The sequence below is a fragment of the Kitasatospora sp. NPDC059408 genome, assembly GCF_042751525.1.
In the GTDB taxonomy this organism is placed as follows: domain Bacteria; phylum Actinomycetota; class Actinomycetes; order Streptomycetales; family Streptomycetaceae; genus Kitasatospora.
Genome location: NZ_JBHYWI010000134.1, coordinates 1 through 14,693 on the forward strand (window position 1 = coordinate 1; position 14,693 = coordinate 14,693).

The window sequence follows — 14,693 nt, forward strand, 5'->3', positions numbered from 1 at the left end:
CCGCCGGGCTTTTCCATGCGGTACTGCGGGGACAAAACGAAAAAGACCCCGGGAAACCGGGGCCTTCCTTTTCTGGCTGGGGTACCAGGACTCGAACCTAGACTAAATGAACCAGAATCACTCGTGCTGCCAATTACACCATACCCCAACACAAAGCAAGCGCCGGTGGGCGAGCCCACCGGCTTCCTGCTCTGGTACCCCCGACCGGATTCGAACCGGCGCTACTGCCGTGAGAGGGCAGCGTGCTAGGCCGCTACACAACGGGGGCTTCCTGGCGATCCCTTGCGGGATCAGTACCCCCGACCGGATTCGAACCGGCGCTACTGCCGTGAGAGGGCAGCGTGCTAGGCCGCTACACAACGGGGGCTTTCCAGGTGATCCCTTGCGGGATCAGTACCCCCGACCGGATTCGAACCGGCGCTACTGCCGTGAGAGGGCAGCGTGCTAGGCCGCTACACAACGGGGGCTTGATCTTCACTTGTCCTGCGGTGGTGCTGTTACTGCGGTACTGCGCTGGGGTACCAGGACTCGAACCTAGACTAAATGAACCAGAATCACTCGTGCTGCCAATTACACCATACCCCACCAGAGTTGAACCCTCGTCGGATCCTCTCAGGCGTTGCGCCTCTCGCTCGGTCCCGGCCGGGGGGCTTTCGCTCCCTCGTCCGTTCCCTCCCGGGCGGCGCAGAAAGAACATTACCCGACGTCTGCCCTGGCTCCAAAATCGATAACCCCAGGCAGCGTCCGGGGGGCCGGCGGATGACCTCCGGGTACGCCGCGGGCCCGGCACCAGGCCGGGCCCGCGGGCGCGCTCAGCGGCCCGTTCAGGCGGCCGGCAGGGCGTCCAGGGCGGAACGCAGGCGACGCAGCGTCTCGGGGCGGCCGAGGAGCTCCATCGACTCGAACAGCGGCGGCGAGACCCGGCGGCCGGTGACGGCCACCCGCAGCGGCGTGAAGGCGAACTTGGGCTTGATGCCCAGCCCCTCCACCAGCGCCTCGCGCAGCGCGGCCTGGATCGGCTCCGGGGTGAAGTCCCCGAGCTCCTCCAGCGCCTTGATGCTGGCCTCCAGCACCGGGCGGGAGTCCGCGGTCAGCGCCTTGGCGGCGTCGTCCGGGTCGACCGCGAAGTCGGCCGGGTCGACGAAGAGGAAGCCGGCCATGTTGACGATCTCGCTCAGCACGACCATCCGCTCCTGGGTGAGCGGCGCCACCTTGGCGAGCAGGTCCAGCTGCTCGGCGGTGGGCTCGGCCGGCAGCAGGCCGGGGGCCTGCAGGTACGGCACCAGGCGGCGGACGAAGTCCTCCGGGGCCAGCTTGCGGACGTGCTCGGCGTTGATCGCCTCGCACTTCTTCAGGTCGAAGCGGGCCGGGTTGGAGTTGACCTTCGCGATGTCGAAGGCCGCGATCAGCTCGTCCGTGTCGAAGATGTCACGGTCGTCGGCCAGCGACCAGCCCAGCAGGGAAAGGTAGTTGAGCAGGCCCTCGCGGATGAAGCCGCGCTCGCGGTACAGGTTCAGCGAGGCCTGCGGGTCGCGCTTGGAGAGCTTCTTGTTGCCCTCGCCCATCACGTACGGCAGGTGGCCGAAGCGCGGGGTGGCGCCGGTGCCCACGCCGATCCCGGCGAGCGCCTCGTACAGCGCGATCTGGCGCGGGGTGGAGGACAGCAGGTCCTCGCCGCGCAGCACGTGCGTGATGCCCATGAGGGCGTCGTCGACCGGGTTCACCAGGGTGTACAGCGGGGCGCCGTTGGCCCGGACGATGCCGTAGTCCGGCACGTTCTCCGGCTCGAAGCTGAGCGTGCCGCGGACCAGGTCGTCGAACGCGATGGTCTTGTCGGGCATCCGGAAGCGCAGGATCGGCTCGCGCTTCTCCAGCTTGTAGACGGCGACCTGGTCGTCCGTCAGGTCCCGGCAGTGCCCGTCGTAGCCGGAGGGCTTGCCGGCCGCGCGGGCGGCCTCGCGGCGGGCGTCCAGCTCCTCGGTGCTGCAGTAGCAGTGGTAGGCGTGGCCGGCCTCGTGCAGGCGGCGGGCGACGTCCGCGTAGATGTCCATCCGCTGCGACTGGCGGTACGGCGCGTGCGGACCGCCGACCTCCGGGCCCTCGTCCCAGTCGAAGCCGAGCCAGCGCATCGCGTCGAGCAGCTGCTCGTACGACTCCTCGGAGTCGCGGGCCGCGTCGGTGTCCTCGATCCGGAAGACCAGCGTGCCGCCGTTGTGGCGGGCGTAGGCCCAGTTGAAGAGGGCGGTGCGGACCAGGCCCACGTGGGGGTTGCCGGTCGGGGAGGGACAGAAGCGAACCCGGACGGCCGGGTCAGTGTTAGCCACGCTTGATCACCTTGTTGGCGAGAGTGCCGATGCCTTCGATGGAGACGGCGACCTCGTCGCCGACGTTGACGGGGCCCACCCCAGCGGGTGTGCCGGTGAGGATGACGTCGCCGGGCAGCAGCGTCATGGCCTCGGAGATGTGGACGATCAGCTCGGCCACCGAGCGGACCATCTGGGAGGTGCGCCCGCTCTGGCGGAGCTCGCCGTTGACCGTGCAGGTGATCGCGAGGTCGCCCGGGTCGACGTCGGTCTCGATCCAGGGGCCGAGCGGGCAGGCGGTGTCGAAGCCCTTGGCCCGGGCCCACTGGCCCTCGCGCTGCTGGACGTCGCGGGCGGTCACGTCGTTGGCGCAGGTGTAGCCGAGGATCACCTCGGGCACCCGCTCCAGCGGGACCTCGCGGCACATCCGGCCGATCACCACGGCGAGTTCGGCCTCGTGGTGGACGTCCGAGGAGAACGGCGGGTAGGCGATGCTCTCGGTCGGGCCGATCACCGAGGTGGACGGCTTGAAGAAGGTGAGCGGGACGTCCGGGACGCCGCCGCCCATCTCCGCCGCGTGGGCCGCGTAGTTGCGGCCGACCGCCACGATCTTGTTGGGGAGCATCGGGCTGAGCAGCCGGACGTCCTGGAAGCGGTAGCTCTCGCCGGTGGGTTGCGGCTGGCCGAACGGGTGGCCGGCCAGGGCGTGGACGACCAGCGACTCCGGCCGGGCCGGGTCCCCCTCCACGACGCCGAAGGAGACGCTGCCGGCGGCAGGGCTCCCTTCCCGGACGGAAAACCTCGCAATGCGCACGGCTGGACTACCCCTCGCTTCGTCGGCCGCCCGGGGCGCCCCCCGGGCGCTGGTGGGCGCCCCGCCCGGCGTGGGCGCGGCCCCGTCAATCGTCGACCAGGCTATCGCGTGGGCCCTCCCCCGGCCGCTTCGGGCCTGTTCGGCGCGGGCGCCGTCCGGGCGTGGCCGGCCCGGCGGTCCCGGCGCGCGAACGCGAAGGGCGCCGCGGCCGGTTCGACGGCTGCGGCGCCCTTCGCGCGGCGCGGGGCGGGATCAGTCCTGCGGCACGGCCACCGGCGCGACCATCAGCTGGGTGCGGCGCGGGTTCGCGGTGTTGCCGGGCAGGTCGGTCGAGTAGGTGACGGCCTTGTCCTCGGGCTTGCGGGCGCCGGGGATCTTGCTGAAGTCCTCGACCGAGGCCAGCGTGGTCCGGCGCGGGTTCGCCGTGGAGCGGCAGGGCAGCGTGGACTTGGTGGCCTTCTTCGCCTGGGACATCGAGTCAGCACCTCGTGTTCGCGGCCGGGCGCGCCACGACGGCGGCGGCACGGCCTGAGTGAGTCCGATTGATTCGGAGGGATTCTGGGCAGGCTGATCGGGGCCGTGCTCCGGATGCAGTCAGGTTACGAGATCTCATTCCACAGGGACCGTGACCAAAGCTACACATTCGCCTGTGATTTTGCTCACAAATAGGTCTGCAAATCTCCGATATCCGACATTTCGCCGGAACGGGATTTCCCGACAAAACACCGATACCGGGCATTCCGGCAGGTCTGCGACTCTTGTCGATCTAGGGTCCCGTTGGCATGTATCGGACGAGTGTCCGAAAAAGGCGGTATTCCGGTCCGGTTACCGCACAGTCCGTGAAACCGCGCACGCGGTCGGTAGCCGTGACCGATGGTTCCCGGCGGCCCTTGTTGGGATTCCCTCGCTGTGCTGGAATGCCACGGACCGTGGGTAGGGAGCAGTCCACCCCGGTGCCCGCTCTCCCGGACCGGCCGGGGTGCGGATGGAAACTCGACACCGTCCAGGCCGTGGCAACGCGGCGGGACGCCCGGTCCAGAGGTTGCGACGCCAGTGCAGGGACGTTTCAAGAGGGGTAGCGGCGCCGCGGGGAACCCGGAGTCGCGCGAGCCTGTGGCAGCCCCCCAGCCGGCGGCGGCCCCCGGTGGCCCGGCCGAACCGCCGACGCCCGAGGGCACCGGCCGCCCGGAGCAGGACAGCCAGGACCGGAAATCCGCCCGCGACAAGCTCCGCACGTCCCTCACCAGGCGCCGCGCCACCGGTCTGAGCCGGCTCGCGATGCGCAACTGGCGGATCCGGACCCGACTGATCGCGCTGCTCGCGCTGCCCGTCCTGGTCTCGCTGGTCCTCGGTGGCCTGCGCATCCAGACCTCGATGCAGGCCTCGCAGCAGCTCGCCCAGATGGCCAACCTGTCCGACCTGGCCAAGAAGGCGACCAACCTCGCCGACGCGCTGCAGACCGAGCGCGACATCAGCGCCGGCCCGATCACCAACCGGCCGAGCGACCCGCTGGACGACGACATCGTCTCCGCGCGCAAGACCACCGACGACCTGAGCCGGACCTTCACCGCCTCCTCCGACAAGTTCGAGAACCTCGAACTCTCCGGCGGCAAGGCGCTGCTGTTCCAGATCCGCAAGGACCTCAACTCGATCTCGGACGCGCGCAACACGCCGTACCAGAACAACCAGAACATCCAGTCGACGATCACCGCGTACGACGTGATCATCCGCGACCTGCTGTCCATCACCCAGGACATAGCGCTCGCGTCGAACAACAAGGACCTGGTCGTCGCGACCCGCGCGCTCCAGCAGTTCTCGCTGGCCAAGGACGCGACCTCGCAGCAGCGCGCGCTGATCAGCGCCGCGCTCGCCAACCCCAAGGCCCCCGACCTCAGCCTGAGCGACGAGTCCTTCGGCATCCGCCTGCGCACGACGTACGACAACGCGCTCACGACGTTCAACAACATCTACACCGCGCACGACCTGGACAACCTGCGCGGGCAGCTGAGCTACAACAACGTCGTCGCCGACGCCGACCGCTACTCGCGCTCGATCCTCCAGCAGAGCGGTATCCACCAGACCGACCCGGTCAGCTACAAGGACTGGTACGAGAAGGCCACCGCCAAGATCAAGGCCGAGCAGCGGATCGAGTCCAAGCTGCTGGAAAACCTGGACGGAAAGGCCCAGGACCTCCAGTCCCAGGCCGACACCGACGCCCTGATCATCGCCGGCGCCGTCGCCCTCGTGCTGCTCGTCGCCCTCGGTGGCGCCGGTCTGATCGCCCGCTCGATGGTGCGCTCGCTGACCCGCCTGCAGGCCGCGGCCGAGGACGTCGCCGAGCGGCGGCTGCCCGAGCTGGTCAAGACGCTCTCCGAGAGCGACCCGCACGACGTCGACGTCACCGTCGAACCCGTCGCCGTCGACTCCACGGACGAGATCGGCCACGTGGCCCACGCGTTCGACATGGTGCACAGCGAGGCCGTCCGCCTCGCCGCCGAGCAGGCCCTCCTCCGCGGCAACATCAACGCGATGTTCACCAACCTCTCGCGCCGCAGCCAGGGCCTCATCCAGCGCCAGCTGTCGCTCATCTCCGAGCTGGAGAGCCGCGAGGCGGACCCGGACCAGCTCGCCAACCTCTTCAAGCTCGACCACCTCGCGACCCGCATGCGCCGCAACGGCGAGAACCTCCTCGTCCTCGCGGGCGAGGACCCGGGCCGCCGCTGGACCCGCCCCGTCCCGCTGGTCGACGTGCTCCGCGCCGCCGCGTCCGAGGTGGAGCAGTACGAGCGCATCGAACTCGCCGCGGTGCCGTCGGCCGAGGTCGCCGGCCGCGTCGTCAACGACCTCGTCCACCTGCTCGCCGAGCTGCTGGAGAACGCCACCTCGTTCTCCAGCCCGCAGACCCGCGTCCGGGTCACCGGCCACGCGCTGCCCGACGGCCGCGTGCTGGTCGAGATCCACGACACCGGCATCGGCCTGAGCCCCGACGACCTCGCCGAGATCAACGAGCGCCTCGCCAACCCGCCGACGGTGGACGTCTCCGTCTCCCGCCGCATGGGCCTCTTCGTGGTCGGCCGCCTGTCCCTGCGACACGGCATCCGCATCCAGCTGCGCCCCAGCGACTCCGGTGGCACCACCGCGCTCGTCATGCTCCCGGTGGACGTCACCAACTCCGCCGACCGCCGCACCGCCGGCCGCCCCGGTCCGGCGCAGGCCAAGCAGCAGCGCGGGGTCGCCCCGACGCCGCGCCAGCAGCGCCAGATGCCGGCCGGCCAGGGCGGTCCGGCCGCGCTCGGCCAGGGCCCGGCCGGCGGTGCCCCGCAGGGCCGCCCGCAGCTCGGCCAGGGCGGTCCGGCCGCCCCGGCGGCGCCGGGTGCCCCGACCGCTCCCGGTGCGCCCGGCGGACGCACCGGCGGCCTGCCCACCCGTCAGGTCGGCAAGGCGCTCCGCGAGAACCCGGTCGTCCCGCAGGGTCAGCCGGGTCTGCCGGGCCAGCAGCCGCAGCAGCCCCAGCAGGCTCAGCAGCCGCAGCAGTCGGCCCAGGGCGGCCTGCCGCAGCGCGGCCCCGGCCGCCAGGGCCCGCCGCAGGGCGGCCCCGGCCTGCCCCGCCGCGGCCAGCAGCCCGGCGGCCCCGGCCAGCCCGGTGGCCCCGGTCAGCCCGGTCAGCCCGGTCAGCCCGGCGGACCGCAGGGTGCGCCCGGCCGCCCCGGCCAGGAGCGCCCGCGCCCCGGTGGCGACCCGAACGGTGGTCCCCGCACCGGCGAGCAGCCGCAGCACGGCCGCCCGGGTGCACCCGGTGCGCCGGGTGCACCGCGCCAGGGCGCCCGCCCGGGCAACCGCCCGCAGGACGGCCTGCCGCAGCGCCGCCAGCCCGGCCGCCCCGGCTCGCAGGGCCCCGGCGGCCAGGGTCCGCAGGGTCCCCAGGGTCCCGGCGGCCAGGGTCCGCAGGCCCCGCGCCGCCCGCAGCGCCCCGGCCCGGACGCGCCGCAGCGCGACCGCCAGCCGCAGCTCCCGCAGCAGCAGGCCCCGCAGGCCCAGCTCCCGCCGGCCGAACCGGCCCCGGTCGAGAGCACCCAGCAGTTCGCCCGCCCGCGCTTCGAGGCCAGCCAGATCGACCCGCGCGACCCGCTGGGCCTCGGCCTGGTCGAGCCGGTGCTGCCGAACGTGCCGAACCCGGTGCGCCCGGAGCCGGTCCGCCAGGAGCAGGCCCGTCCGGAGCCCGTCCGCCAGGAGCCGATGGCGCTGCCGACCGGCTCGTCCGAGGGCGGCGCCGGGCAGCAGCCGTGGGCCGCGCAGGACGCCCGGCCGCCGGCGTACCAGCCGCGCCGCCCCGGCACGTCGGCGCCGGAGGTCCGGCAGGAGCCCCAGGGCCGCCCGCCCCGGCAGCAGGCCCCCCAGGGCCCCCAGGGCCAGCACGGCCAGCAGGCCGCGCCGCAGCAGCAGGTCCCCCAGGGCCAGCCGCAGCCCGGTGAGGGCGACGCCCCGTGGCGTCCGTCGGCCAACGACGAGCGCTGGCGCCGCGCGGAGCAGGTACGGGAGCCCTCGACCAGCGGCGTCACGATGTCCGGCCTCCCCCGGCGGACCCCGCAGGCCAACCTGGTCTCCGGCACCGCCGAGGCCTCCCCGCTGACCGGTCCCCAGGTCTCCCGGGCCCCCGAGGAGGTGCGCGGCCGACTGACCAACCTCCGCCGCGGCATCCAGCAGGGCCGCCGGGCGGGCGCGGAGCAGGTCGGCCAGCCCGGCTTCCAGCATGGTGCCCAGCAGCCCGGGTTCGATAGTTTCGGGGGCCGGAGCGACGGCAACGGCGCAGATCACCAGGAGCGTTGAGTTGAACCAGATGAGCCAGGCCGCACAGAACCTGAACTGGCTGATCACCAATTTCGTGGACAACACCCCCGGGGTGTCCCACACCGTGGTGGTCTCCGCGGACGGCCTCCTGCTGTGCATGTCCGAGGGCTTCCCCCGGGACCGCGCCGACCAGCTCGCCGCCGTCGCCTCCGGCCTCACCTCCCTCACCTCCGGCGCCAGCCGGATCTTCGAGGGCGGCGAGGTCAACCAGACCGTCGTCGAGATGGAACGGGGCTTCCTTTTCCTCATGGCCATCAGCGACGGCTCCGCCCTCGCCGTCCTGGCCGCCCCCGACTCCGACATCGGCCTCGTCGGCTACGAGATGGCCCTGCTCGTCGACCGCGCAGGCGCCGTCCTCACCCCCGCACTCCGCGCAGAACTCCAGGGCAGTCTCCTGCACTGACCGGGGGCCGCACGGCACCCACCCATCCACCGTCCCACCTCCCCGCCGGGTCCGACCCGACCGGTCCCGGCGCTCGACCCTCAGCTACCCTCAGGCAGCTGATCCCGCCTCAGCTGGAACGCCCCAGCTGGAACCTGCTGCCCGAGGCCGCAGCACAAGGAGGACCCATGACCCCGCCCTCGACACCCGCCGGCCCGTACGGCAGCGGGTACGGCAGCGGCTACGGCGGGCAGCAGTCCGACGGCTACGAGCAGCAGCCGCTGGTCCGCCCGTACGCGATGACCGGCGGCCGGACCCGGCCCCGCTACCAGCTCGCCATCGAGGCCCTGATCTCGACCACGGGATCGGCCGAGCGCACCGGCGGCCTGCTGCCCGAGCACGCCCGGATCGTCAACCTCTGCCGTGAGGTCAAATCCATCGCGGAGATCTCCGCACTGGCCGGCGTGCCGCTCGGTGTCGCCCGCATCCTCGTGGCCGACCTGGCCGAGGCCGGCCTCGTCGCCATCCACCAGCCCGCCGCCGCGGGCGAGTCGGGCGGAACGCCCGACGTCACGCTGCTCGAAAGGGTCCTCAGTGGACTTCGCAAGCTCTAACGGACCCGCCCGCGCCACGACGTCAGCGAAGATCGTCGTGGCGGGCGGCTTCGGTGTCGGCAAGACCACGCTCGTCGGCGCCGTCTCCGAGATCAACCCCCTGCGCACCGAAGCCGTCATGACCTCGGCCTCCGCCGGCATCGACGACATCAGCCACGTCTCCGGCAAGACGACCACCACCGTCGCCATGGACTTCGGCCGCATCACCCTCGACGAAGACCTCATCCTCTACCTGTTCGGCACCCCCGGACAGGACCGCTTCTGGTTCATGTGGGACGACCTCGTCCGCGGCGCCATCGGCGCCGTCGTCCTCGTCGACACCCGCCGCCTCGCCGACTGCTTCCCCGCCCTCGACTACTTCGAGAACAGCGGACTGCCCTTCGTCGTCGCCCTCAACGGCTTCGACGGACACCAGCCCCACACCCCCGACGAAGTCCGCGAAGCACTCCAACTCGGCGCCGACACCCCCGTCATCACCCTCGACGCCCGCCGCCGCGACAGCGCCAAGAGCGCCCTCATCACCCTCGTCGAACACGCCCTCCTCGCCCGACTCCGCTAGCCGACGCGGGGGTGCGAGCGACACCACCGCCCCGGCGGACCGTCCAGACGACGGTCCGCCGGGGCGGGGCTGCTTACCGGCAGGTGTCCGGCGGGGGCACCGCGCAAGACCCGCTCATAAGCGGTGGATAACGGTTCGGTAGGCATTTTGTGATCAACAGTGACGCTACGTGGCCGAATCACGTCACTCAGCGCCAGAAGACCACGGTTTTGCGCCGTCATGTCGGCGAATGTCCAGATTGTGCCGACGCGGGCGGCATGCGGGGTCTGTTTGTCCCCCATCCCTGCACGTGCTGAAATTCCAGCTACCCCTGTCGCTTTTCCCGCCCGGCCCACCGGCGGCGGAGCGTGGCCCGGGGCAGCGCTGGATTGATCCATGGCCGGCTGTCGGCCGAGAGGTAGTTGTCGAGTGAGGCGTAAGCAGCAACCCGCCCCGCAGCGGCGCTCCGAGCCCCGCCAGAGCGAGCCGAACGGTACCGCGACGGAATCGGCCGGATTCTCCGCGTTCACCCCGACCGAGGAGCGTTCACAGGCACCACAGCCCGTGAAGCCCGCGGTCGGCCCGAAGGAGCCCCGCAGCGGCGGCTCCACGGGTTCGACGGGCTCCGAGAGCTCCAGCCGCTACGACTTCCTCAGGCCGCGCAACTGGCGCGTGCCGACGCGTCTGATCGCGATCCTCCTGATCCCGGTCATCATCAGCCTCGTGTTCGGCGGCCTCCGCGTGAACACCTCGGTCGACGGCTACATCAAGGCGTCCCGCGCCGAGAAGACCGCCGAGCTCGCCAAGGCGGCCACCGAACTCGCCGAGGCGCTCGAGAACGAGCGCGACAAGACGCTGATACCCCTCCTCACCAAGCAGGACCCGGACGGCACGGTCGCCAAGACCCGCGCCACCACGGACGCCGCGCTGAAGGCGTACAACGCCGCCTACGACGCGTCCGACAAGTCCGGCGAGCTCCCGCGCCGCCACCAGGCCTTCCAGGACCTCGTGGTCAACCTGCCGCACCTGCGCGCCAGCGCGTACGGCCAGGAGCTGTTCGCCAGCGCCACCGCGAACGCGTACTCGACGCTGTTCGCCCCGCTGCTCGCGTACGACAACTCGGTCGGCCTCGGCTCCACGAACGCGGCCAGCAAGGGCCGCGCGATCTACGCCATGTCGCTGGCCAAGGCCGCGTCCTCGTCCCAGCGCGCGCTCATGCTGCACCTGCTCGTGGGCATCGGGTCGAACTCGGTGACCCGCTACGAGAACCAGGACCTCACCCTGCAGGTCGTGGTCTCGGAGAAGCTCGAACAGACCGCGATCACCGAGTTCACCACCGGTAGCGACCCGGTCGACGCCAAGAAGTACGCCGACGCACAGGTCGCCCTGGCCACCGCGCAGGACCGCTCGGCGTACAAGATGCCCGACGGCCGCGCGCCGACCATGCAGTCGCTGCTGAACCTCGCCTCCGCCTACAGCCAGGCCGCCGCCGACGGCCAGACGAAGGGCAAGGCCGCCGCCGACGCCGCCTTCAAGGAGGCCAAGGACGCCGGTCTGACCCCGGAGAACTGGAACCAGGCTGCCGCCACGCACATCCAGGCGCTGCGCAACACCGAAGTCGCGCTCCTCGACGACGTGCTCACGGACTCCCGGAACCTCAAGGACAACGCGCTCTACGACGCCATCCTCAACACGGTCATCGTCGTCGCCGCGCTCATCCTGGCCGGGCTGCTCACCGGTTACGTCGCCCGCTCGATGATCCTCGGCATGCGCACCCTGCGCAGCGCCGCTCTGGAGATCGCCGACAACCGCCTGCCGGACCTCGTCGAGAAGCTCTCCAAGACCGACCCCGAGCGGGTCGACACCTCCGTCGCCCCGATCCCGCTGCACGGCAAGGACGAGATCGGCGAGGTCGCCCGGGCGTTCGACCAGGTGCACCGCCAGGCCGTCGAGCTCGCCGCCGAGCAGGCGCTGCTGCGAGGCAACGTCAACGCGATCTTCACCAACCTGTCGCGCCGCAGCCAGGGCCTCATCCAGCGCCAGCTGGCGCTGATCACGGACCTGGAGAACAACGAGGCCGACCCGGACCAGCTGGAGAACCTCTTCAAGCTGGACCACCTCGCGACCCGCATGCGCCGCAACGGCGAGAACCTCCTCGTCCTCGCGGGCGAGGAGGCCGGCCGCCGCTGGAACACCCCGGTCCCGCTGGTCGACGTGCTCCGCGCCGCCGCGTCCGAGGTGGAGCAGTACGAGCGCGTCGAGCTGTCCGGCATCCCGGAGGTCGAGATCGTCGGCGCCGCCGTGACCGACCTCGTCCACCTGCTCGCCGAGCTGCTGGAGAACGCCACCTCGTTCTCCAGCCCGCAGACCCGGGTGCTGGTCAACGCGACCCGCCTGCCGGACGGCCGCGTGCTGGTCGAGATCCACGACAAGGGCATCGGCCTCACCGCCGACGACTTCGCCGAGATCAACGAGAAGCTGGCCGAGCCGCCCACGGTCGACGCCACCATCTCCCGCCGCATGGGCCTGTTCGTGGTCGGCCGGCTCTCCCAGCGGCACGACATCCGCGTCCAGCTCCGCCCGTCCGGCGAGTCGGCCGGCACCACCTCGCTCGTCATGCTCCCGCCGTTCGTCACCAAGGGCGGCCCGGCGCCGGAGCCCGAGGAGCAGTTCACCGTCTCGCGGATCTTCGCCGAGCAGGAGCCGGCCTCCGAGTGGGCCCCCGACGGCCGCGCCCGCAGCGCCGCCGAGCTGGGCTTCGACGACCACCTGACCGGCATCGGCAACGCCGGCTCCTCCGGCTTCAGCCCGGCCCTGGAGTCCGTCCAGCGCTCCCAGCGCCTCGACCAGGTGCGCCGCGCCGCGCTGGAGGCCTCCCCGTACGGGGACGCCGAGCAGCCGGTCCTGGACGCCGAGGTCGAGGAGGAGTACCCGCAGCAGGGCTACGACCAGTACGCCCCGCAGCAGGGCTACCAGCAGCCCTACGCCGACGACCAGTACGGCTACGGGCAGCAGGACGGCTACGGCCAGGACGCGTACGGCCAGTACCCGCAGCAGGGCTACGACCAGTCGGGCTACGCGGACGACCAGTACGCGCAGCAGGACTACCAGGGCCAGGGCTACCAGGGCTACGACGACGGCTACGCCGGCGACCAGTACGCCCACCAGGCCCAGGACGCCCCGGCCGGCCACCCGTACGCCCCGGAGCCGCCCGCGCTGCCCGCCGCCGAGGCCCCCGCCACCCTGCCGTCCGGGCTGCCGCAGCGCCGCCCCGGCCAGCAGCTGGCCACCGGCGGCCCGGTCGGGACGCCCGCGCCCGCCGGGGCCAACGGCGAGACCCCGAACTGGTTCGCCGGCGCCAAGGACACCTCGTCGCCAGCCGAGTCGCGCGGACACGACGTGTCGGCGCTCGGCGGCTACGGCCCGACCGGCCCGACCGCCAACTCCGCCTGGCAGTCGCCGAACGACAACGCCTGGCAGCGGGCCGAGCAGCTGCGCGAGCCCTCGTCCGCCGGCACCACCCAGTCCGGCCTGCCGCGCCGCGTGCCCAAGCAGAACCTGGTGGCCGGCAACGCCAAGCCCACCCCGCAGGACGGGCCGCAGGTCTCCCGCAGCCCCGAGGAGGTCCGTGGCCGTCTCACGAACCTGCGCCGCGGCGTGGAGCAGGGCCGCACCGCCGGCAACACCGGAAGCTTCCGGATCGACCCCGATCAGGTAGACCAGTCCGGCAACGGACAGAACCGGAGCACCGATCTCTTCGGCGGCTCGAACCACCAGGAGCGTTGAGTTGACTCAGATGAGCCAGGCCGCACAGAACCTGAACTGGCTGATCACCAATTTCGTGGACAACACCCCCGGGGTGTCCCACACCGTGGTGGTCTCCGCGGACGGCCTCCTGCTGTGCATGTCCGAGGGCTTCCCCCGGGACCGCGCCGACCAGCTCGCCGCCGTCGCCTCCGGCCTCACCTCCCTCACCTCCGGCGCCAGCCGGATCTTCGAGGGCGGCGAGGTCAACCAGACCGTCGTCGAGATGGAACGGGGCTTCCTTTTCCTCATGGCCATCAGCGACGGCTCCGCCCTCGCCGTCCTGGCCGCCCCCGACTCCGACATCGGCCTCGTCGGCTACGAAATGGCCCTGCTCGTCGACCGCGCAGGCGCCGTCCTCACCCCCGCACTCCGCGCAGAACTCCAGGGCAGTCTCCTGCACTGACGGTTCGTCGGATACCGTCCAGGTATTCGAAGCACCTCCGCGTCCCTCCCGGGCCCGCTTCGGCGGGCTCGGGTTCGGACGTTGTACGGCCTTCGCACCACAGGCTCCGGACTCGTTCCGGGGCTCGCACCGCAACCGCCGCACCCTGTGAGGAGAGGAACCGTGACACCGCCCGACGACCGCAGCGGCCAGTACGGTGGCGTTCCGTACCCTGGCACGGGCCATGACGCCTTCGGAGCACCCGGCGTCGGCCACGGTCAGCCGTACGGCCGGCCGCAGTTCGGCCAGGAGTACGGCCAGCCGCCGTACGGTCAGCAGCAGGAGCAGTACGGCCGGCCCGGCCCGTACGCCCAGCCCGGCCAGTACGCCCCGCAGCCGCAGCCCTCCTTCGACATGCCGCCGCCCGGCTACCCGGTCCCGCCGGCCGGACCCGGCCACGCGCCCGGCCACCACCCGGCCCAGGACCCCGGGCACGTCGAGGAGTTCGAGGACGAACCCGACTCCGGCCCGCTGATCCGGCCGTTCGCGATGACCGGCGGCCGCACCCGGCCCCGCTACGAACTCGCGCTGGAGGCCCTCGTCTCCGCCGACGTGGACCCGCAGCGCCTGGCCACCCTGCTCCCCGAGCACCAGCGGATCTGCACCCTGTGCACGGAGGTCAAGTCCGTCGCCGAGGTGTCGGCGCTGCTCTCCCTCCCGCTGGGAGTCGCGCGCATCCTCGTGGCCGACCTGGCCGAGGCCGGCCTCGTCGCCATCCACCAGCCCGCTTCCGGAGGCGAATCCGGAAACCAGCCCGACGTCACGCTGCTCGAAAGGGTCCTCAGTGGACTTCGCAAGCTCTAACGCGGCCGCCCCCACCCGCGCCACCACCTCCGCGAAGATCGTCGTCGCGGGCGGCTTCGGTGTCGGCAAGACCACGCTCGTCGGCGCCGTCTCCGAGATCAACCCCCTGCGCACCGAAGCCGTCATGACCTCGGCCTCCGC

The 14,693-nt window shown here is 71.9% G+C and carries 10 protein-coding genes, 5 tRNA genes and 1 pseudogene; 8 read left to right on the forward strand and 8 right to left on the reverse strand.

The annotated features are described in order from the left end of the window. Window positions 1-73: 73 nt before the first annotated feature. The 8 genes from ACFXDE_RS41965 to ACFXDE_RS42000 form a co-directional block, all read right to left on the reverse strand. A tRNA-Gln gene (locus tag ACFXDE_RS41965) sits at window positions 74-148 on the reverse strand. A gap of 44 nt (window positions 149-192) precedes the next feature. Then, window positions 193-268, reverse strand: a tRNA-Glu gene (locus ACFXDE_RS41970). A 26-nt stretch (window positions 269-294) separates the two neighbouring features. Further along, window positions 295-367, reverse strand: a tRNA-Glu gene (locus ACFXDE_RS41975). Between the two features lie 27 nt (window positions 368-394). After that, a tRNA-Glu gene (locus ACFXDE_RS41980) sits at window positions 395-467 on the reverse strand. Between the two features lie 46 nt (window positions 468-513). Then, window positions 514-585: transfer RNA gene (locus tag ACFXDE_RS41985), tRNA-Gln, on the reverse strand. Window positions 586-824: 239 nt separating this feature from the next. After that, entirely contained in the window at window positions 825-2,324 is a 1,500-nt protein-coding gene (gltX, locus tag ACFXDE_RS41990; RefSeq protein WP_380499460.1) for a glutamate--tRNA ligase, read from the reverse strand. After that, window positions 2,317-3,117: a fumarylacetoacetate hydrolase family protein gene (locus ACFXDE_RS41995; RefSeq protein ID WP_380448665.1), complete on the reverse strand. Its 801-nt coding sequence runs from the start codon at window positions 3,115-3,117 to the stop codon at window positions 2,317-2,319. Before ACFXDE_RS41995 ends, gltX begins: the two co-directional genes overlap by 8 nt. Before the next feature lie 252 nt (window positions 3,118-3,369). Beyond that, window positions 3,370-3,591 (reverse strand): hypothetical protein, encoded by a 222-nt coding sequence (locus tag ACFXDE_RS42000; protein WP_380448663.1) that lies wholly within the window; start codon window positions 3,589-3,591, stop codon window positions 3,370-3,372. A gap of 639 nt (window positions 3,592-4,230) precedes the next feature. Here ACFXDE_RS42000 and ACFXDE_RS42005 point away from each other — a divergent pair. The 8 genes and pseudogenes from ACFXDE_RS42005 to ACFXDE_RS42040 form a co-directional block, all read left to right on the forward strand. Beyond that, a complete protein-coding gene (locus tag ACFXDE_RS42005; RefSeq protein ID WP_380499461.1) occupies window positions 4,231-7,944 on the forward strand; it encodes a nitrate- and nitrite sensing domain-containing protein in 3,714 nt (1,237 codons plus the stop codon). Between the two features lie 10 nt (window positions 7,945-7,954). Beyond that, complete coding sequence (locus ACFXDE_RS42010; RefSeq protein WP_030291361.1) at window positions 7,955-8,368, forward strand: roadblock/LC7 domain-containing protein; 414 nt, start codon at window positions 7,955-7,957, stop codon at window positions 8,366-8,368. A gap of 167 nt (window positions 8,369-8,535) precedes the next feature. After that, on the forward strand, window positions 8,536-8,961 hold the full coding sequence (locus ACFXDE_RS42015) for a DUF742 domain-containing protein (RefSeq protein WP_030248215.1): 426 nt from the start codon (window positions 8,536-8,538) through the stop codon (window positions 8,959-8,961). Beyond that, window positions 8,942-9,520 carry an ATP/GTP-binding protein gene (locus ACFXDE_RS42020; RefSeq protein ID WP_350526834.1) on the forward strand — a complete coding sequence of 193 codons (579 nt, stop codon included), beginning with the start codon at window positions 8,942-8,944 and terminating at the stop codon, window positions 9,518-9,520. The genes ACFXDE_RS42015 and ACFXDE_RS42020 overlap by 20 nt, the downstream gene beginning before the upstream one ends. Before the next feature lie 408 nt (window positions 9,521-9,928). Further along, window positions 9,929-13,285, forward strand: coding sequence for a nitrate- and nitrite sensing domain-containing protein (locus ACFXDE_RS42025; RefSeq protein WP_380448993.1), 3,357 nt, complete (start codon window positions 9,929-9,931; stop codon window positions 13,283-13,285). Window positions 13,286-13,295: 10 nt separating this feature from the next. Further along, window positions 13,296-13,709 carry a roadblock/LC7 domain-containing protein gene (locus ACFXDE_RS42030; RefSeq protein WP_030291361.1) on the forward strand — a complete coding sequence of 138 codons (414 nt, stop codon included), beginning with the start codon at window positions 13,296-13,298 and terminating at the stop codon, window positions 13,707-13,709. A gap of 162 nt (window positions 13,710-13,871) precedes the next feature. Further along, on the forward strand, window positions 13,872-14,552 hold the full coding sequence (locus tag ACFXDE_RS42035; protein ID WP_380499462.1) for a DUF742 domain-containing protein: 681 nt from the start codon (window positions 13,872-13,874) through the stop codon (window positions 14,550-14,552). Beyond that, a pseudogene (locus tag ACFXDE_RS42040) lies at window positions 14,533-14,693 on the forward strand (ATP/GTP-binding protein); the annotation flags it as partial. The gene ACFXDE_RS42035 and the pseudogene ACFXDE_RS42040, both read left to right, overlap by 20 nt.

What these genes read in the sequence shown, in the direction of transcription:
- ACFXDE_RS42000 (WP_380448663.1), bottom strand. Translation starts at nt 3,591, where the DNA reads ATGTCCCAGGCGAAGAAGGCCACCAAGTCCACGCTGCCCTGCCGCTCC.
- ACFXDE_RS42010 (WP_030291361.1), top strand. Translation starts at nt 7,955, where the DNA reads ATGAGCCAGGCCGCACAGAACCTGAACTGGCTGATCACCAATTTCGTG.
- ACFXDE_RS42015 (WP_030248215.1), top strand. Translation starts at nt 8,536, where the DNA reads ATGACCCCGCCCTCGACACCCGCCGGCCCGTACGGCAGCGGGTACGGC.
- ACFXDE_RS42030 (WP_030291361.1), top strand. Translation starts at nt 13,296, where the DNA reads ATGAGCCAGGCCGCACAGAACCTGAACTGGCTGATCACCAATTTCGTG.